Raw genomic sequence first — 21,485 nt, 5'->3', positions numbered from 1 at the left:
CGTGATATTCGATACTAATCTGACCAATATAGCGTTTTCACAATGCCATTATGGCGCTGCTAAAAATACAACTATAGAGTAGCCGTTGCCGTTTTATCTAAACCAAATCCGTCAATTGAGTGCTGATCTCTTATGCTAGCATCTACTGCAGCATGAGTAACTTGCTTAGATGTATTAGGAATATGGGTATTTTCTAACAATTGATAATCGTATAACTCTTGAACCATCAATCCTGCTTGGGTTTCAAATTGCGCATTGATATCGATGATACGACGCTGAAAATAGCGATAGGCTACCAACGCTGGGATGGCAACTATCATGCCAGCCGCAGTCGTAATCAGAGCTTGCGACACCCCTGCAGCAAGCATTGTTGGGTCTTGCATTGCACCATCAGTAATCGCTAAGAACGATGAGATAATACCCAGTACTGTACCCAACAGGCCAAGTAAAGGGGCAATCGCTCCAATAGTACCAAGCATATTGATATTTTTTTCTAACTGATGCACTTGTACACTGGCACGATTTTGCATATGCATCGTCATCGACTCTAAGCCGTATTGACGATAGAGCAAACCCGTTGCTAGGATATCACCTAGCGCAGTCTTTTCTTTGACATTCATCAGCTGCGTACGACCAATGTCACCATTTTCACGAAGGCGAGTAATCAGCTGCTCACGCAATCTATTTGGGGCAACCTTGTTAAACTGTAAGGTATGGCTACGCTCAATAATAATCACTAATGCTAAAATAGAGCACAATACAATAGGTGTCATCAGCCAACCACCCGCTTTTACCAACTCCCACATATCAACTCTCTTTTATATTTTGATAAAAATAGCGGTCATCAAGATTATTTAAATAAGCATTAGATTAAATACACACGCAATATTTTAAGCCTGTGCTTCCATATGCTTAATTAAAGCGGCTAATTGATCTTGACTGTGGAAGAATATCTCAACACTACCCTGCCCGTCTTTTTTATGCTTAAGCTTCACTTCAGCGCCGAGCATATCTGTCAATCTTTGCGTCAAACGCTCAACATCACGAGATTGCACTTGTTCAGTGCGACTGGCTTTTGGCGCTGGCTGCAAAATAGATTTAACAAGCTTTTCAGCTTCGCGTACGGTCATACCGCCATCGATAATCTTTTGAGCAATGATAGGCTGCTGCTCAGATGATAACGCTAAAAGCGTACGCGCATGACCCATATCTAAGGCGCTAGTAGCTAGGTGATCTTTGACCGTGTCGTGCAACTGGTTTAAGCGCAGAAGGTTTGATACGGTAGTACGTGCTTTACCCACGACTTCAGCAATCATAGCGTGACTCATACCAAATTCAGTATGAAAACGCTGTAATGCTGCTGCTTGCTCAATCACGGATAGATCTTCACGCTGGATATTTTCAATTAATGCGAGGGCAATCGCAAGCTCATCTGACAAAGCACGCTCAATCGCTGGAATGACTGACTTGCCTGCCATTTTCGCCGCACGCCAGCGGCGCTCACCGGCGATGATCTCGTGAGTAACAAAAGCTTCACTTTTATCTTCTGTGGCGAGTAATGGACGAATGACAATCGGCTGCATGACACCATGCTGTTCGATAGAAGATGCCAATTCTGCCAGTGCCGTTTCACTCATGTCGCGCCGCGGTTGATACTTACCGGCCTGCAAACGGGTAACATCGATTTGCACCAAACTGATTTGGTCTTCAGATCCGTTACTTTCGCTCACGTTCACACGATTGCCATTGGCAGTATTTTTATTTATTGTGCGCGGTGTACGAGCTTTACGTTGATTGGCATCTTTTGACTCAGAAGCGGCAGTAGATTTTGCATTAGCGGCAGTTTTGACCGTCGCTTTTGTCTCTATTGGATCAGCGGGTAAAGCCTGCTCGCGCACAGCTATATCGTCTTGCAAGGCAGAGGCGGTGATTTGCTTTTCTTTTTTGATTGACCCTAATAAGGCGTCTAAACCTCGATTGGCAGCCAACCCTCTTTTCTTCGCCATGATTACCTATCCTCTAACGCTCAAATAAAAGCCAAATGTTTTAAATTGAATAATAAATACGATGTGCACAATTTTGTTATCTGGCTGATTACTCCAGTGATCCATTATTTTTTATAATCGATCATTTTCTCTTATAACCACATAACTATCGACTTTGTTTCATGACTTCAGCGGCCAATTTCTGATAAGCACGTGCGCCCTTTGACCATCTCTCATAAGCAATGACCGGTAGACCATGCGCAGGCGCTTCAGCCAAACGGATATTTCTTGGAATAATGGTTTGATACATGATCTCACCAAAGTGCGCTTCCAGTTCAGCAGACACATCACGGGCGAGCGTATTGCGTACATCAAATAGCGTTCTGACCACACCGCGAATATATAACTTAGGGTTCAACTCTGTTAAACGCTCTATCGTTTGAGACAAATCCGCCAAGCCTTCTAGTGCATAATACTCGCATTGCATCGGAATAATAACGCTATCAGTCGCTACCAACGCATTAATTGTCAATAAATTTAAGCTGGGCGCGCAGTCTATAATCACATAATCATAGGCAAGTTTTTGTGCCGCTTTTTGAGCTTCAACTAAATCTGCCATTGCCGTTTTAAATAACTCATGGCTGTTGGTTTTGCTCATCAAAGTGATGTCCATACCCGCCAAATCACGATTGGCACCGATGACATCGAATCCTGCCGGACTGTTAACAATAGCGTCAGATAAAGCCACCCCATCAAGGAACACATCTGCTATCGTCAGTGCCAACTCATTCTTATCGACACCCGTACCACTAGTCGCATTACCCTGTGGGTCTAAGTCAATGAGCAGTACGTGCTTGCGTTTGGCAGCCAAGCTGGCGGTCAAATTTACCGCCGTTGTGGTCTTACCCACTCCGCCTTTTTGATTCGCAATCGCTATGATTTCCATACACTCACTCAATTTAATTAGGATCTGTTACTAATTTTATTAACACGCGCTTTTACTGAAAACATAAACATGAGCACAGCATTTACCATAAAAAAGATATTTTCATGGTAAATGCTGTGCTCATAGCTTAGACATTTTTATAAGACAATTCAATCAAATGACGACTATCATGTAAACGTGGCACGTTTAATTTAATGGTCTTAAACTGCCAATCGTTACTTAAAGCGTCTAACTCTTCTTCACTTGGCGCTTTGCCTTTCATCGCACATAGATAGCCATTATCTGCCAATCGCGGCTCGGCAACTGCAACAAAATCTATCAAACTGGCAAATGCTCGAGAAGTAATCACATCATAGCTTGCCTCGTGCGCTTCAATACGCGATGCGATAGGCTGCATATTACTCAAACCAAGCTCACTGCTCACTTGCTTAATAAAGCGGATTTTTTTCTGATTGCTATCAAGCGCTGTACATGAGCGCTCAGGCTGACAAATAGCAATAATCACTGCCGGCAAACCTGCGCCCGTACCAATATCGAGCAGCGACCCTGAGGGTAAATGGGTTATAATAGCCAAACAATCGATGACATGTTTGATAAGTGCTTCTACCGGATCAGTAATCGCGGTCAGATTATACGCTTTATTCCATAATAAAAGCTGGTCTAAATACAATAATAAGCTGCGCTGCTGCTGGGCATTCAATGTTAGACCCAACTCGTCTATTGCTTGCGCTAAGATATTCGCCAATGTCGGTAATTGTGCGCCAAGCTTTACAAAGCCTGTCGGATCAATATGAATATTACCCATGTTAGCAGAGGATAAAGAAGCTTTAGTGGAGTCTGACATACAAGGGTTTATCCGTTTTTGACATGTGAACCGTCTATTTTATCATGCAGGCTGCTTATTGAATAGTTGCAGATTGCGCCAATGTGCGTCATCTTATACTATCTACGGCTATACTGAGCTGTTATTCTTCTTTAACTGTTCTACTATTATCGTTTTATAATTACTATTAGTAAACTTTTATTGGCTAAGGCATAATCGCCCATGATACAAAATTGCGCTCAATGATTGCTTCAAAACACAGCGATATCTTGTAAGATGTTCTATTACTATAAATGCTAATGTATTCATTGCCACATCAAAAAAACCAAAATCAATCATCATTTAATACTTTTAAGCGACTGACCCTATTCCTATGACAGAACAGCCAAACATACTCCTGAATAAAGACCAACAAGACATTAGCGATAATACCGCAGAGGCTATGATGCCTATCAGTGACTCAAGTAACAAGCATCCTCATAAAGAGTCGTCAGCCAATAAGGAATCATTGGATAAGAATTCCTTAGATAAGAAGAAATTGGATAAAAGCTTAAAACGTAAAAAAACGGCTCGTAAGTCGGCAGAAAAAGAAAATATCCCTAACGCTACTGATGCGCCTATTACACCTCATCCTATATTCATAGAAGTCAGTCAGCGCTGCCTCGTCGCGACAAACCAGCTTAAGCGCTATAGTAAACCTAGTCTGCTGCCAGCCGATACGCGTAGCGCACCAGATTTAGATATTGGTTTTGGGCAACAGCGGGCGCTTAAGGCGTTGCATACGGCACTCGATATTCATGCTAGTGGCTATCATGTGTTTGCGGCTGGCGAGAATGGTTTGGGTAAACGCACGGTGATTAGTCGCTTGCTCAGTCTTATCGCAGCCGATGCACCGACGCCGGATGATTGGGTATATGTACACAACTTCACTGATCCTCGGACGCCGCTGGCACTACGCTTACCTGCTGGTCAGGCCGCTGTCTTGCAACATCAAGTCAATACTTTGTGGCAACAAGCCAAAAAACGGCTGAGTCAACGCTTTCGCAGCGATCAGTATCAAAGCAAGATAGAAGCCATCAAAAATGACACACATCAAAAGGAAAGTCATGCCTATGATATGCTCAATGCTGAGGGCAAGCAGTATGATCTAGCGTTAACGTTTCGGCCGTTTGACAATAAAGCCGTTTTTGTTCATCCAAGCCAGCTTGCAACAGAAACGAGCGATATGGATGATAAAGAAAACAAACTCTCTAATAGTCATAAAAACAATACCCTTATCAATGACAATAAGGAAGCGGCGACCGCTAGCACCGATGAGAGCAATGTTAAGGCTAATGATAGTTCATATAGCAGCGAATATGAAACTGAGCTAAATAATTTCGCTCAAAAAAATCATATGCAAAAACGTCTGAGTCAGCTGACGATTGCTTTAGAGCAATTAGAAGATGAAGCCAATGATGCCATCGAGTCGCTACATCGCAATATTGCCAAACGGGCACTACAGCCGTTATTTACCCCTATTTATGAGCAGTTCAGTGCTCAACCACTGGTCGTTGAGTATCTAAAAGTAGTCTTTGCCGATATGGTTACTCATGTCGAGCGTATCGTTAATGGAGATGATGAAGAGTTTGTAACGGCATTGCTCGCCACGACGCCTAGTAGATATGCAGTCAATGTTATTAGCAGTCATGAGCCTGATAGTGGTGCGCCCGTTATCTTTGAAGACTTGCCTACTCACTTAAATTTATTAGGTCATGTAGAGCAGATCACTCAATTAGGTACGGTTACGACCGATGTCAGCATGATTCGTGCCGGCGCTTTACATCGTGCTAATGGAGGTTACTTACTGCTTGAAGCGAGTCATTTGCTTGAGCATCCTTATGCGTGGCAAGGTCTTAAGCGTGCACTACAGTCTCGTAAAATCAAACTCTCAAGTCTTGAGCAAATGCTGACCTTAACAGGTAGCTTATCCTTATCGCCTGCGCCCATTGATCTTGATATCAAGGTCATTTTATTAGGTGAAGCTGACTTGTATTACGAATTACTGGAGCTTGAGCCGGAGTTTGATGCGGTATTTAAGGTACGTGCTGACTTCCACGATGATGTGGTTCGTACTCATGAGCACGAGCTCGCGTTGGTCGGAAAGATGGCAGACATCATTGATTACGCCAATCTTTATCCATTTGATAGAAGGGCACAAGCTGCTCTACTTGAGCATTTAAGTCTGCAAGCAGAGGATCAAGACCGTCTAAGTCTGCACAGTGATTTGCTTATTAAGCTGTTGCATGAATCCAATCGCCATGCGCGTTTGGGCGGACAGGATATCGTCAGTGCCAAACATGTGGTACAAGCTATTGAAGATATGGATGAGCGCTCAGGATATTTGCGCGACCTCTATTGGGATGAGCTCAAAAACGGTCAGCAGCTTATTCAAACTCAAGGAGAGGCAGTTGGGCAAGTCAACGCCTTAACAGTGGTAAGCTATGCCGATAGTGAGTTTGGCATGCCTGCCCGTCTCACAGCGGTCATTCAGCCAAATATCGGTACAGGTGAAATCCTAGATATCGAGCGTGATGTTGATTTGGGCGGTAGCTTGCACGCCAAAGGTATGCTGATCATGACCAGCTACTTAAGAGCATTATTTAGTCAGCACCATGCGCTAAATTTTAGTGCCTCACTGGCTTTTGAGCAAAGCTATGCGCATATTGATGGTGATAGCGCGACTGTCAGTGAGGGCTGTGCCCTGTTATCTGCCTTAGCAAACGTACCGATCAATCAATCTCTTGCGATTACAGGTTCTATGAATCAGCTTGGTGAAGTACAAGCCGTCGGCGGCATCAATTCCAAGATTGCAGGTTTCTTTGATGCGTGCCGCGAGCAAGAATTGACTGGACAGCAAGGCGTGGTCATTCCTATGGCAAACGTCAAACAGCTTATGCTGCGCGACGATATCATTACCGCTGTAAAAGCAGGTAGCTTTCATATATATGGGGTGCACACGCTCAGTGAAGCGCTCACATTAATGACGGGATTACCTGTCGATACAGTGAATAAGAAAAGTCGCTACCGCAAAGAGACGTTGTTTGGTAAAGTCTTAAGTCGTTTGATGCTATGGGATGAAAACCAAAATACAGATGATGATATTGACGATAAAAAATCAAAAAAGAAAGCCAAAAAGAAACGCCAAGCCAAACGCCAGAAAAAAGAAGATAAGAATAAAGTCTCTAACAAAGAAAAGGCTATTAAAGAACAGCTTATTAAAGAGGATAACGACACTATCGTAGAAGAAGTTATTATAGATGAAGCACGCTAGATATTAGGGTGCTCTCTGCAATGCTATATAATAACCATCTGCTGATGTCATTTCATGCTCATACTAATGTGAATAACCCACTGACTTTATAATCGTGACATTACAAAGGTTATCTTTTCATGACTGTATCTCATACCGACATTGCTCATACTGACAACGATAATCGCGACAATCAACAGGCTACTGATGAGCAAGCAAACGCTGTTGCACTTTCAGACAATAAAACCGCTGATGATGCAGCCGATAGTCGTCATGGCGCTGCGACAACAGCGCGGCAGTGGCAAGTGTTGTCGCAATTACAACGTAATCGTTGGGTCGGCACCACTCATGTCTATGAGCAGCTGATACTGGCAGGTTTTGACATCAGTTTGCGCACAGTACAGCGCGACTTAAACGCCCTTGCCAAACGTTTTCCTATCGAAAAAAATAACGCCAATCCACAAGGTTGGCGCTGGGAAGACGATGCGCCGCTACAAAGCTTGCCGCATATGAATCTATCACAAGCGGTTGCCTTTAATATGGTGGAAGCCAATCTAAGCCAGCTGCTACCGCCCGTTATTTTAGATGAGTTATTTCCTTGGTTTGATTTGGCACGGCGCCAACTTAAAAACAGCAAAGTAACCCATTCATGGATTGATAGGGTTCGTATTGAGCCTGCGACCCAGCCTTTGATTGCGCCGCACATTGATTTGGACAGTAAAGATAATATTTATCATGCTTTATTTTATCAATTACAAATCAAAGCCAGCTATACCCGTAGCAACAAATCCCAAGCCAGCGAATATACCTTAAACCCTATTGCCATTATCCAACGCGGGGTGATTATTTATCTGCTCGCGACCCGCACTGATGATAGCGAAACTATCATTCGCACCTTTGCCCTACATCGATTTGCCAGTGTTGAGATATTAGAGAGCGCAGCAAAAACGCCTGATAATTTTCAGTTAGATAACTATCTTGACGCAGGTGGTATGGGCTTTAGTCATCCTTTATTCCGCCAACTGCCCAATCATGGCAAATATACAGCGATTGAGCTACAATTTACCAAACAAGCAGGCAAAAGCTTAACAGAAAGTAAGCTCAGTGATGACCAAATTGTGATCATCAATAACGATGAAACCTTGACCATACAAGCAACGGTGAACCTAACTTCTCAGTTGGTTTGGTGGTTACGAGGTTTTGGTAATGGGCTGCTAAACGCCAAACCAGAGCTGCTTTATCAAGCGGTATTAGATAAAGTAGTGGAAGATATCTAATTTTTTAAGTCATTCTTACAAGCACTTTTATAGCTTCTACATCTACCTAATTCACTCATAAAAAAACCAAGTATCAAAAGGATTATTATGTCGACCACTACCCCATCGCCACTACTTTCAGACAGCTTAAGAGGGTTGGGTTTGGACGCAGGAACTTTGTTTTTTGGTCTCAATTATGAATTTACCAAGGTTGAACAGACAGGCTTATTTAAAAAATTAAAGAAACGTTTTAATAAAAATGCAAACTCCATGGATCTTGATTTGGCTTGCGTATTATATGATGACAACTGCACCATCAGCGATATCGTTTGGTTTAAGCAGCTGCGCGACAAAGCCGAATCGATATGCCATCAAGGCGATAGTTTGAATGGTAAAGACCGCGGCGACCAAGCGATGTATCTTGCACCGCTTGATCAAGAGCAAATCAGACTATATCTGGATGAAATCCCTGCTCATATCACGCATATTGCTTTGATTGCCAACTCCTATTACGGACAACCTTTTACCAGAGTTAAAAAAGGCGAGATTCATCTCAGCGATGATGAAGGTAACCGCTCTTTTGAGGTCAATTTAAAGCAGCTGCCACGTGATTGCGTGACGCTGTGGGTTGCCCATTTGCGCCGAGAAGTAGATGACTGGCATCTAACGTTACAGAACCTGCCACTCCCTGCAACAGATTTGGCAATAGCGGCACAACAAGTGGCGCATGAATTGGCTCGTGCCCTACCGATCCCGCAAGCCATCTATAGCTAAAAGGATGTGCCGCGCTTAATAAAAATGGTCAATCGCTATACAAAGCCATTGACCATTTTTTATTTTATATAGGCGATTCGATACAGAAGAAAGCCCGTGATAACTGGCATAGTTAAAATATCTTAAAAACGCTACAGTGCTGCTGGTATAAATTTTTTGCAGCCTCTGTCTGCGTAGGCACTGTCTGTGTAGGCACAGCAAGCAAGAAAAATTAATATCAGCAGTACTTGATGTATCAATATTACTTTTCCCTGACTCTAGTCCTTTACTATAAGCGCTCACCGCAATGTGGACAAAAATTCTTTTGCTGCACGTCTCTTTCACGGCGCTCAAGCTCTTGCTCACGCAGCACTTGCAGCACAATATCCTGCGCTTGCTCTTTATCTAAGCCAAGCTCGCGGCGGATTTTTTCAATCATCATTTGATTTTGAACCAAATCAAAATCACTATCAATCAGCTGTCCCCTGAAATCCTGCTCAAGCTCTTCACGGCGCTGACTGAGCTCATTTGCCAAGCCAGTTGCCAAAATACCAGCAGGTAATGCTGCTAAACCAACGCCCAATATAGTAATAATAGCGCCTAATATTTTGCCAGCATTGGTAATCGGCGTCACATCGCCATAACCTACCGTTGTTAGAGTAACTACCGCCCACCACATGGCTTTTGGTATCGATTCAAACTCTTCTGGCTGTGCATGATTTTCTACTAAATAGATACCACTAGAAGCGGTCACAATCATAATTATTAAGATAAAAATAACCGCTTGGAAGGAGCCTTTTTCCTTACTAATAACCACCAACAAAATACGCAATGAGGCAAAATAACGAGTCAATTTAAGAATACGAAACAGACGTAAAATACGCAAGAAACGCAAGTCTATACTGACAAAGAAGTTCAAAAACGCAGGTACAATGGCAATCAAATCAATCAATGCAGATGGACTTCTTAGCCAATCCCAGCGCTGTCGCCATGTAGTATTGCTTGGCTTAGCTTCAGCAACGCTCCATATGCGAAGCAAATATTCAATAGAAAATATCACAATAGAAAAATTTTCAAACCACGTAAAGTATTCTTGATAAGGGTAGTACCAAGTATCAACAGACTCTGCAATCACCGCAGTGACATTTGCCATAATCAAAAAAATAAGGAAATAATCAACACAGCGACTAAAGAGCGTATCATGCTCATCGTTTTGCAAAATATTATAGACAAAAAGACGCAAGCGCCGTATAGATTGAAATAGCATGCCGTCCCTATGCGGTGTAACACCGAGCTTGGATGAACAAAAAAGCCGTTATGAGAGTCTGATTATACTAACTTTGTATAATAAATGTAGACAACCAAGACCAATATGATAGCAACGACAAAAAACGCTATGCGCAATAACCGCTCTTCAGCGCGCCACTCATGACTACGTTTTTGGGCAGGTAACAAGGATAAGCCACAGATCGGGCAACAAGAATCTATTTGGTCTAACACTATCAATGAGAGAGCGTTGTCACAGCGCAGTGGAGAATTACTACAGTAGCCAAGCATAATAGATAACCGATCCCTTTATAAAATAATGGCATATCAATAATAGCAAAAACCTACAATCAAAATAGGTTATGCCATAAACTTTAACGTATCCAAACCTTTCTCATTGTAACTTTACGCATAAATATCTGAACATTCCGCTTAATACCTTACTATTAGTAAGGTATTTGTACTATAATAGATAGCAGATGTTACAGGTTAATCCCTAGCCTAACATTATATGTTGCTAACTTATGACATCCCTCAGGAGCTAGCGACCATTATCTAAACGTTAAGGAATTAAACGATGAAACTACAATCCCTAGTTTTAGCCGCTGCTACTGCACTTACTATGACCACTGCTTTTGCTGTGCCTGCAGGCACTTGGACAGTTGCCGCTGGTGCGCATTATGTTGATCCTAAAAATGATAATGGTGATGTCACTATAGGTGGCACAAACTATGCTGTAGATATTGATGGCGATGTCCGTCCAACCATCAGTGGTGAATACTTTATCGCTGATAACGTTGGTGTTGAACTACTCGCTGCCATTCCATTTCATCATGACTTTACCTTAACTGATGCCTTAAATAATGAGATCACTGGTAGAACTCAGCATTTACCACCAACGCTTTCTCTACAATATCACTTCGATGATTATAACCTACCTATGAATGTAAAACCGTTTGTGGGTGTTGGTGTAAACTACACGATGTTCTTTAAAGAAAAAGCAAACGTTGTAGGTACTGAATTAAAGCTTGATGATAGCGTTGGTGTTGCTGGTCATATCGGTCTTGATATCCCATTTGCTGCCACTGAGTCTTTCCGTATTGATGCTCGCTATATGGACATCAAAACTGACGCTACTTTAAATGGTACTGATATTGGCAAAATCGATATCAGTCCTTGGGCTTATGGCGTTGCCTTTGTAAAACAGTTCTAATTTATCAGAGTTATAAGCTAAATATCATAAATAGAAAGCCAGCGATAAGCTGGTTTTTTTTTGTCTATTATTTATCTATCATTTGTTGCAATAACAGCTATAAAAAAGACCATCCGCAGACAGTCTTTTTATGATTCATAACATATTTAAGTAATACTAAAGTTTATAGCAAGATACGGCGCGGGTCAGCAAGCAATGTTGCGACATAACGCGTGAATACTGCCGCATCAGCACCGTTAATCACACGGTGATCATACGATAATGACAATGGCAACATCAAGCGCGGCTCAAAAGTTTGCTTATCAGCATTCCATTTCGGTTGCATCGTCGCTTCTGATGCCCCCAAAATACCAACTTGTGGCCAGTTCACCAATGGCGTAAACGCCGTACCACCCAAGATACCTTGACTTGAGATAGTAAAGCTTGCGCCTTGCAAGTCTTTAGTACTTAGCTTTTTATCACGGGCTTTGATGGCCAACTCGCCGATTTCAATCGCAATTTGCTTAATACCTTTTTCGTGAGCATTTTTAATCACTGGCACGATTAAGCCATCATCTGTTGCTACTGCAATCCCCATATTTACGCTTTTACGTAGGATGACTTGGGTATTGTCGTCACTTAAATGACTGTTAAAACGTGGATGCTGGGTCAATGCATAAGCCGTTGCTTTGACAATAAAGGCTAAAATTGTCAGTCCAACACCTTCAGCTTTCATACTGCCTTTAAGCTCACTACGCAGCTGCTCTGTCTCAGTGATATCAGACAAATCAAACTGCGTCACCTGTGGCAAGTAAGTGTTGTAATTCAGCTGTGGAATCGACACCTTTTGCAAGCGAGTTAAGTCTTGGGTTTCTGTTTCGCCCCAAATCTCAACGTTACTCATATCAGGTAAGCTTGGTAAGCTGGCTCTAGATACACCGGCTCCAGTATCGGGTGCAGCTTGTTTCGTCGTCAAGCTTTGCTTTACATGAGCAAACAAATCTTCTTTTAAGATACGTGCATTCAGTGCTGAACCTGTTACTTGGCTAATATCTACACCCAACTGACGGGCAAGTTTACGCACGGCAGGACCAGCATAGACATCAACCATTTTTTCATTGACTTGTGCTTCGGTCAGCTTATTACCTGTACTGCTTTTTGCAGTAGTACTAGCAACTTGTTTAGGCTCAGTCGTAGCTTGTTTAGCAGCTTCCTGACTTGAATCAGTCTTTTGCTCGCTCACTGCTGGTTTTGAATCTTGCGATTGAGCGACTGGTGCTTTGGCTTCACTCGTAGCATTAGCATTGTCTGAGCTTTGAGCGATGATGACGATAAAGTCTTGCCCATTGGCAACCATATCGCCTACTTGTATCAGTATTTCCTCAACTTTGCCGGCTTGTGGCGCTGGCACTTCAACCGACGCTTTATCTGACTCGATCAGCAAGATAGACTGATCAGCAGTGACCATATCGCCAACACTGACCATAATCTCAGATACTTGCGCTTCATCGACGCCTAAATCTGGGAGCGCATGCGTGGTCGCTGTTGCTTCTTGCTCAACAGGTTGATCGGTATTTGACTCAGCTGGCACCTTATCGCTCTGCTCTTCTTTTTGCTTTTCTTCTTGCGTTTCTTCTTGCTCACCATCAAGAGATTTCTCTTGAGTGTCAGCAGCAGGTGTTTCTACGCTTTGATTGTCATCTTGACTGTCAGTTTCGCTTTCAAGCTCGATTAGCACCATACCTTCACTGACTTGATCACCAATCGCAACACTGATTTTAGTCACTTTACCAGCAGCAGAGCTTGGCACTTCGACCGAAGCTTTGTCTGACTCAAGTAGAATAATATTATCGTCTTTTGCAATGACATCACCAACTGCAACCATAATTTCACTGACTTCGGCGCTATCGACACCCAAATCGGGGGCTTTAATGTCCATTTTTCATTTCCTTGTCTTATGGTTATTTTTCTTCGACATCATCATTATTAAGTAAGGTTGCATCGGCTTGATCTTCGGCGCGACCTTCACTGCTGATTTCATCATCATCTTCAGCGACAAACTCAGGTACAGGAATCGGATTGATGTTACCAGGTGCTGGAGCGTCTGGAGAATAGTCATAATATGACTGTTGTTGCCATGCAGGCGGATGATCGATATCAATATTTAAGCTAGAGATCGCATCTTTAACCAAACGCATTTCTACTTCGCCTTCATCAGCCAAGCGTTTTAGAGTAGCGACAACAATATGGGCGGCATCAACGTTAAAGAAACTACGGAGATTTTCGCGGGTATCGGAGCGACCATAACCATCAGTACCTAGTGTGGTATATGGACGGCTATCTGGCAACCAAGCACGGATCTGTTCTGAATAGTTGCGCATATAATCTGTTGCGGCAACGACCACACCTTCGTGCGGTGCAAGCTGTTCAGTAATCCATGGCACGCGCTCTTCATCCATTGGATGTAGACGATTATAGTCATCACACGCCATACCATCACGTGTCAACTCATTAAAGCTGGTCACACTCCAGACGTTCGATGTGATATTAAACTCGTCTTTTAAGATACGTGCCGCTTTTTGCACTTCACGTAAAATAACACCAGAACCTAATAACTGAACTTGCGCAGAACCATTATCTTCTAACAGATACATACCACGCTTTATGCCTTCTTCAACGCCTTCTGGCATGGCAGGTTGCTCATAGTTCTCATTCATCACGGTGAGATAGTAATAAATACGCTCGCCTTCAGCATACATGCGGCGTAAACCATCATGCATAATCACTGCCAACTCATAACCAAAGCACGGATCATAGCTCACACAGTTAGGAACGACGTTGAATAAGATTTGCGAATGACCATCTTGATGCTGTAGACCTTCACCATTTAACGTCGTGCGACCTGCCGTTGCACCAAGTAAGAAACCCTGTGCTTGACAATCACCAGCGGCCCAAGCCAAATCACCAATGCGTTGGAAACCGAACATAGAGTAGTAGATGTACATCGGAATCATCGGTAGCGCATTCACTGAATAACTGGTTGCCAGCGCAATCCACGCACTCATTGCACCCGCTTCGTTGATACCTTCTTCTAACATATGACCATCGATGGCTTCTTTATAACCCATCAAGGCTTCACTGTCTTCAGGTGTATACTTTTGACCAACGGCAGAGTAAATACCCAATTGACGGAACATACCTTCTAAACCAAAGGTACGCGCTTCATCAGGTACGATAGGTACGACGCGATCTTGGATGTCTTTGTTCTTTAGCATTGCTGATAATAGGCGCACAAACACCATGGTGGTTGATTGTTCTTTACCGTTACTACCTTTTAAAACACGATCAAAGATAGATAAATCAGGGATATTCAAAGGAATATGCCCACTACGGCGATTTGGCAAATGGCCACCCAAGGCTTCACGGCGACCTTTTAGATACTTCATCTCTGCTGAATCTTCAGCTGGACGATAGAACGGTAGCGTCTCTAACTGCTCATCAGTAAATGGCAAATCAAAACGGTCACGGAAGTACACCAATGCTTCTTGATCAAGCTTCTTGACTTGATGCGATTTGTTAACCGCTTGGGTGGTAGATAGACCATAGCCTTTGACGGTCTTCACTAAAATAACCGTCGGCTGACCTTTGGTTTTCATGGCTTCACTAAACGCGGCATAAACCTTCATCGGATCATGACCACCACGGTTCAGACGTGAAATATCTTCATCCGTTAAGGCATCTGCCATCTCTTTTAATTCAGGATACTTATTAAAGAAATGCTCACGGGTAAATTTGGCATCCCGCGCTTCATATAGCTGATACTCACCGTCGACTGTCTCTTCCATACGGTGTTTAAGGACACCAGTATCATCATTAGCAAGCAGACTGTCCCAGTTACCGCCCCAAACCACTTTAATCACTCGCCAGCCTGCACCGCGGAATACGGATTCAAGTTCTTGAATAATTTTACCATTACCACGAACAGGACCATCGAGGCGCTGCAGGTTACAGTTAACGACCCAAATCAGGTTATCCAGCTTTTCACGACCAGCAAGAGAGATAGCACCTAAGCTTTCTGGCTCATCTGTTTCACCATCACCTAAGAACGCCCAAATCTTACGACCTTCTGACTCTAGCAGTTTGCGGTTTTCCATATAGCGATGTACATGGGCATGGTAGATTGACATGATAGGACCTAAGCCCATCGAAACCGTTGGGAACTGCCAATAGTCCGGCATCAAATAGGGATGTGGATAGCTTGATAACCCTTTACCACCGACTTCACGGCGGAAATTATCCAACTGATCTTCAGTCAAGCGACCTTCTAGATAAGAACGGGCATACATACCTGGCGCTGAGTGACCTTGATAGTAAATCATATCGCCGCCGAAATGATCGCTGGCAGCACGGAAGAAATGGTTAAAACCAGTTTCATATAGCGTCGCACTAGAAGCAAATGAGGCTAAATGACCGCCCAAATCGTCATCGTTTTTATTGGCGCGCATCACCATTGCCAAAGCATTGTAGCGAATCAAGGCGCGAATCTTGCGCTCGATCGTCAAGTCACCTGGGTACATCGGCTCATCTTCAACGGCGATGGTATTGATATAGGCCGTATCTAAACGGTTAAATGGCAGGCCTTCTTGCACCCCCATATTGTATAAGGCTTTCAATAAGAACTGCGCACGATCTTTATCAGCATGCTTAATCACAGACTCAAAAGCTTGCAGCCATTCCTGCGTTTCGCTGCTATCAGCATCCTTGTAATAATTCATCTTCTCTAATCCTTTTTTATCAGTCATCCCTACACGGTGGCAGGGTATTATTAAATCACAGAGTTATACATATTTTCGTAAGCAAACGATTTACCTAATGCCTTCCTTGCTGCATCTCGTCATTCCATTATATGTCTTGGCTATTACAGACCAGTTGCTCATAATCAGCAACTGTAGCTTGGCATGGGGTTCAAACAGACATCGTAGTAAAAGTAAACGACAGCCGATATGCGACTTTCATCATCAAATGATATTGACGCTCTATTATAGGGGTTTATTCACGTATTGTTTATAGCTATAAAGAAATGCCAATATGACAAGTATTTTTAAAATAAATAGTGATTATGTTTTTTGAGATATTTGGGAGGTTTGTTGGGAGATACTTTGTAATGAGTGATAAATATAATATTCAGCAGAAATATATGTATTTCGTCATATTAAATCTGCCATTCATCCGTTTTCTAGGAAATTTACAAAATTATTGCTTAATATGATGAATTACGTAATATATACAGATTTTTAGTTATGTTTATCGTGCGTATTTACATAAATGATTGTTAGTGAATATCAGTTTATAGGGATAGCAATATGTATAAGACTCAGCGCTTCGTAAATGTAATAGTTTCACAATTATTTGGTGAATATCTATATCGAATATTGGCGTTGATGACAGCGATAGTTTTTCTTGCAATCAGTAATTCATCATTTGCACTTGCACCTAATCCAGGTGCAACTTGCGAAGGTGTTACAGGTGCATCTCAAGGCAGCTTAACTAATGCGGATTACACCAATCTAGTATCTGCAGTTAATACCAATAATTATGTGAATATCGCAGGTAACGCCTCAGGCAGTATCCCATTGCAAATTAAAATGAACACAGTAGAATCTAGTGCTAGTACTACAACATCAAACTTCGGTGTCATTACTACATCAGGTACCAGTGCTGTCAACATAAGACGAACGTTCCCTAATACAGCCGCTTTTACGGACATCACGCTTGAATTTCGCAACAGTATAACGACACAACCTATTTACTTGACCAATGTGGCACTAAGTGCGTTCGATATTGATTATGCAAATAGTAATGGCAATAGTTTTGATGACTACGTTCAGATTACTGGTATTACTCAAGCAGGCACTCCTATCGAGGGTGTATTTCAATCCATAACTGGCTCCAACATTTCCTACACACAAGGTTTATTTACGACTAGTACTTTTAACTGCCCAGCAAAAGATCTAGGTACAGCCTGCCAAGGTTCTGTACGATTTTCTCAACCAGTCGCTTCAGTGAGAATTCGTTATACGAACACAGGTCGCCTTTCAGCATCACCAACCAATCAAGAAATTGACTTTCGAGTAGACAATTACTGCTATATTCCTCAATACGTATTTTCTGGTACAGTATTTGATGATAACGGTGGTATAACCGGTAATAATGCCGATGCCACTAACGCAAATATCACTACCGGCCCTTACGCCAATAATAACAATTACTTTAATGGTGCGTTTAACCCGCCTCAAGAAACAGGGATTGCAAGTAGTACGGTACGATTGGCTAACTGCGCTAATACCTCTACGACGTATCCAACACAATCGGTCATTAGAGACAACGCTCCTATCGGTGAGTATCAAATCAGTATTCCTAAAACAACATTGGCAAACAACAACAATCTTTGTTTATTAGAGAGCCGTAGTGGTACTACTTATCCTATTCGCACTAGCAATGAGATTACAAAAGTTGGTTTTTCATCAACCACTTATAATTATCCTAATAACAACTTCGGTAGAGTCATTGTGGAAAATGCGGCGTTGGTGCTTAGAAAAGCTCAATATGTGAACAATTGTCCTACAAACATAAATTATACTGCTAGTAATCTTAATGCTGCAGGTAATACAAACCCTAGGACTGGCTTTAGTGAAGGCAGTATCACAGGTAATCTTGATCCAGGACAATGTATTGCTTATAGAATTACCGCCACCAATCGTGCAAATATCGTGATCAGCGATTTTGTGATGCGAGATGTGCTGCAGAAAAAAGGGGTAAACGGCGCTCAAGTCACATCAGTACTTGCCAACCCACCACTTTCAACCACTGATTATAACGCTGCCGAGAATCCAGCTATTGGAGCAAATGGTGAAGTCAAAACCAGAACCCTTACCATCAATGCAAGAAACAATCGCGTTTTTTACTTCAATACCAAATATGGCACCACAGCAAATCCTTAGTCATCGTTTTCTCTTGCATTATTCTCAACACTGAAAATTCTGCCTTTTTCAACAAAAGCCCTATCTTGAAAGACGGGGCTTCTACCGTTTAGTCACTTCAAAATGCCGTTTGTCTTATTTATAGTGAAATTTTGTATTTAGTTTGTGACAATAGCCTTAAGAAAAAATTTGATGTTACCTAAACTTTTATATATTACTGATTGCGATTTTTGAATCATATAAGATGACATTTAAGTCTCATTAATAACAATAGTGTAAACAAGGAATACTATATGAATGGTTTTAACATTTTACGTACTGCCTTATTAGCCAGTTTAGCATCGGTATTTTTGTTAAATACAGCTTATGCAGATGAAGCTCTAAAAATGGAGCTAACCGCTAACAAGGTCGTTAAAAATAGTGAAGGTAAAATTAGTTACTTACCAGTTCGGACTGCACCTAAGGGCACTGTGATTCAGTACAAAGCAACTTATAGCAATACCATCAATGAAAATATCAATGACTTAGCAGTTACCCTGCCCATTCCAGCTAATATGACTTTTAATGGTGAGGTATCTCCCGCTAGCGCCCAAGGCAGTATCGATGGCAAGAATTATGCTGATATGCCACTGATGCGCAAAGTCGATGGCAAAATGGTAAAAATTCCTTTTTCTGAATACCGTACCTTACGTTGGAATATCAAGTTATTACCCGCCAATAAATCTGCAGCCGTAGCCCTTAATACCATCGTTGACTAAGACAGTCATTCTTGAAAATACATTGGTTACTATTTTGAACGTAACTTCTAGAACTTTTTAATTCGGAGCTTTATATGAAATCAAGCACTTTTAATTACAGCTTATTAGCCATTGGCGTCGCTGCTATACTAGGTATGAGCACGACTGTTAATGCAGTAGAGACGTCTAAAACATCAACGAGCGTAGAGATTACTAACAAAGCTACCGCTAGCTATAATGTGAGTGGTCAGGCTCAACCAGAAGTCGAATCTAACACAGTAAAAATAACGGTAACAGAGCAAACATCATTCTCATTGGTTCCTGCTATCACTAATACTGGAAAAGAAGTAGCGCCTAATGGGTTTGTTCAGTTTACGCATACTTTGACCAACACGGGTAACCGCACTGATAACTATGCTATCACGACGCCAACAGCTCCTGCTGGTTATGACACGGCAAACTCTACTGTCTCGTATAAGATATATAACGAGCGTGACGAAGAAGATACAACTCGTACTACAGATAATGCGCCCTATGGTGCCTCTAGTGGCAGAGTTTTTCCTCTTGAAAAAGGGCATTATATTGTACTTGTTATTAATGCCAAAACCACTGGTAACAAAGGTGGTGAAACCAAACCACTAGAAATCTCTGCGGTTAGTTCACTTTTAGGTACAGATAAAACACTCATCAATACTGACACCTCTTTTACAAGGCTTCCTACCTTTAGTATCGTTAAGACGATTATTAATGGCTTAGACCTCAATAATCTTGATAATGATACAGCTACTTATAGAGTTGTAGTCACCAACGATGGCAACACTGCATTTACGACTGATGCTACTGATATTGCTATTGCAGATATTCTACCAGATGGTCTGGTAATGGCAGAGGCACTAACACTAGCTAATATCAAAACCAGTTCTACTGCGACTAAAGGCACTATCGATCCCATTAATACGGGTGCTGTAGGTACTAGTGGCTTTAACATTACTGGTATCAATATCCCAGTAGGGCAAAACATAACTATTGAATTTAAAGTCAAAAAAGGGACAGGCACACTTACTCCTGCAACAGCTATCAATCACGTGACAGTGACTGATGACTTGGATAACAATCCTAATACTGATAATACGCTTATCGATAGTACAGACACTAGTAGAGAACAAAATGTTGGTGCGTTCTATCCTACTACCGAGATTAATAACCTCAACGGTCAGCGACCAGCTAACCCAGGTGATGACTCAACACTGCCACTATCCTCAGCAACTATTCAGCGAGCTCTAACACTAACTGGTTCAACTTTCAGAGAGATTTCACCGACTTCAGGTACTCTCGGTCAAGTAAAACATCAAACGGTCATTACCAACACTGGTAAAGACGTCGAGGGCATTAAAGCTGAGGAATTAACTTTTACTATCAATGACAATGACGGTAACCTGCCAGACCAAATTAATATAGTTCCTAATAGCGTCACTGTCACTTATTATCCAAATGGCAACGACACCACAACACCAACAGTAGTGGATAAAACTATTACCGCGGTCGATGGTGTGTATGATCTCTTTTCTGCTTTACCTAATGGTATAGCCCCTAATGGTACTGTCACTATTAAATATAACGTGTCATCAGCCAATGCAAAAATATTTACACCAATAAACTCTACCACTCCTACATTCGAAGAAACTGTGGTCACCTTGATTCCAGGTAAGGAAGGCGCGCCTCAATCGGTTTCAGTCACCGATAGAACAACTGTTCGCGGTTTAACATTGCTGAAAACCCAAGCGATAAATGCAGATTGTGTGGGTACACCTCCTGCTGCGAATTTTGTCAGTACTGACCTTAAAGACGTTTCGCCTGGCCAATGTATTGTTTATAAGGTCCAAGCGAAAAACACTTCTTCTGCTGATACGACCTCTCCTACAGGCATAGGTTTTGATATTAAAAATATCGTTATCTCAGATGCATTTTCTAACTTCTCAAATGAGGCTGACTATGTAGCGAATTCTGTAGGGACTACTAATGGCACAACATCTGATACTGGAACTGCCATTACTAATAATATTGATATGTTAGCGCCTCAAGCAACTGAAACCATGCAATTTAAAGTAAAAGTCAAAACTGCTAGGGTAGTTACTTCTACGCCATAATTGTATTTTGAGCTTAAGATTATCAACTTAAACTGAACTTTTAACTCTATAAGTATCTACGGGTACTTATAAAGACTTTCCCTAGCTTATAATTTATTTAAGCTAGGG

14 protein-coding genes are annotated in these 21,485 nt (G+C 42.0%); 7 read left to right on the top strand and 7 right to left on the bottom strand.

Translation table 11 applies throughout. The annotated features are described in order from the left end of the window. Positions 1-71: 71 nt before the first annotated feature. The 4 genes from PSYCG_RS05275 to rsmG all read right to left on the bottom strand — a co-directional run bounded on the left by PSYCG_RS05275 (position 72) and on the right by rsmG (position 3,775). The gene (locus tag PSYCG_RS05275) at positions 72-806 is read right to left on the bottom strand and encodes a MotA/TolQ/ExbB proton channel family protein (protein WP_020443267.1); all 735 of its coding nucleotides are present in this window, start codon (positions 804-806) and stop codon (positions 72-74) included. A gap of 84 nt (positions 807-890) precedes the next feature. After that, positions 891-2,006: a ParB/RepB/Spo0J family partition protein gene (locus PSYCG_RS05270; RefSeq protein ID WP_020443266.1), complete on the bottom strand. Its 1,116-nt coding sequence runs from the start codon at positions 2,004-2,006 to the stop codon at positions 891-893. Between the two features lie 145 nt (positions 2,007-2,151). Further along, positions 2,152-2,931, bottom strand: a complete 780-nt coding sequence (locus PSYCG_RS05265) for a ParA family protein (RefSeq protein WP_020443265.1) — start codon at positions 2,929-2,931, stop codon at positions 2,152-2,154. 127 nt (positions 2,932-3,058) lie between these two features. Then, positions 3,059-3,775: a 16S rRNA (guanine(527)-N(7))-methyltransferase RsmG gene (gene rsmG, locus PSYCG_RS05260; protein ID WP_020443264.1), complete on the bottom strand. Its 717-nt coding sequence runs from the start codon at positions 3,773-3,775 to the stop codon at positions 3,059-3,061. A 352-nt stretch (positions 3,776-4,127) separates the two neighbouring features. Here rsmG and PSYCG_RS05255 point away from each other — a divergent pair, with 352 nt between their 5' ends. From PSYCG_RS05255 to PSYCG_RS05245, 3 genes are all read left to right on the top strand, one after another. Beyond that, complete coding sequence (locus PSYCG_RS05255) at positions 4,128-7,067, top strand: ATP-binding protein (protein WP_020443263.1); 2,940 nt, start codon at positions 4,128-4,130, stop codon at positions 7,065-7,067. Positions 7,068-7,186: 119 nt separating this feature from the next. Further along, on the top strand, positions 7,187-8,323 hold the full coding sequence (locus tag PSYCG_RS05250) for a helix-turn-helix transcriptional regulator (RefSeq protein WP_020443262.1): 1,137 nt from the start codon (positions 7,187-7,189) through the stop codon (positions 8,321-8,323). Positions 8,324-8,410: 87 nt separating this feature from the next. Next, positions 8,411-9,076, top strand: coding sequence for a TerD family protein (locus PSYCG_RS05245; protein WP_020443261.1), 666 nt, complete (start codon positions 8,411-8,413; stop codon positions 9,074-9,076). A 268-nt stretch (positions 9,077-9,344) separates the two neighbouring features. Here PSYCG_RS05245 and PSYCG_RS05240 read toward each other — a convergent pair whose 3' ends face one another. Then, on the bottom strand, positions 9,345-10,322 hold the full coding sequence (locus tag PSYCG_RS05240) for an ion transporter (RefSeq protein ID WP_020443260.1): 978 nt from the start codon (positions 10,320-10,322) through the stop codon (positions 9,345-9,347). 576 nt (positions 10,323-10,898) lie between these two features. Between PSYCG_RS05240 and PSYCG_RS05235 the strand changes: the two genes are divergently transcribed. Beyond that, positions 10,899-11,534 carry an OmpW/AlkL family protein gene (locus PSYCG_RS05235; protein WP_020443259.1) on the top strand — a complete coding sequence of 212 codons (636 nt, stop codon included), beginning with the start codon at positions 10,899-10,901 and terminating at the stop codon, positions 11,532-11,534. 163 nt (positions 11,535-11,697) lie between these two features. On the opposite strand, the gene PSYCG_RS05230 is transcribed toward PSYCG_RS05235, so the two are convergent. Continuing rightward, positions 11,698-13,452 (bottom strand): 2-oxo acid dehydrogenase subunit E2, encoded by a 1,755-nt coding sequence (locus PSYCG_RS05230; RefSeq protein ID WP_020443258.1) that lies wholly within the window; start codon positions 13,450-13,452, stop codon positions 11,698-11,700. A gap of 22 nt (positions 13,453-13,474) precedes the next feature. Continuing rightward, the gene (gene aceE / locus PSYCG_RS05225; RefSeq protein WP_020443257.1) at positions 13,475-16,288 is read right to left on the bottom strand and encodes a pyruvate dehydrogenase (acetyl-transferring), homodimeric type; all 2,814 of its coding nucleotides are present in this window, start codon (positions 16,286-16,288) and stop codon (positions 13,475-13,477) included. 588 nt (positions 16,289-16,876) lie between these two features. Between aceE and PSYCG_RS05220 the strand changes: the two genes are divergently transcribed. From PSYCG_RS05220 to PSYCG_RS05210, 3 genes are all read left to right on the top strand, one after another. Further along, entirely contained in the window at positions 16,877-18,514 is a 1,638-nt protein-coding gene (locus PSYCG_RS05220; protein ID WP_020443256.1) for a hypothetical protein, read from the top strand. 272 nt (positions 18,515-18,786) lie between these two features. Then, complete coding sequence (locus PSYCG_RS05215) at positions 18,787-19,251, top strand: hypothetical protein (RefSeq protein WP_020443255.1); 465 nt, start codon at positions 18,787-18,789, stop codon at positions 19,249-19,251. A 74-nt stretch (positions 19,252-19,325) separates the two neighbouring features. Continuing rightward, positions 19,326-21,377, top strand: coding sequence for a hypothetical protein (locus tag PSYCG_RS05210; protein ID WP_020443254.1), 2,052 nt, complete (start codon positions 19,326-19,328; stop codon positions 21,375-21,377). Positions 21,378-21,485: the final 108 nt, after the last annotated feature.

The organism is Psychrobacter sp. G, from assembly GCF_000418305.1.
Lineage (GTDB): Bacteria > Pseudomonadota > Gammaproteobacteria > Pseudomonadales > Moraxellaceae > Psychrobacter > Psychrobacter cryohalolentis.
Note: the sequence above shows the minus strand (reverse complement) of the source record. Positions and strands in the feature narration are given on the sequence as shown.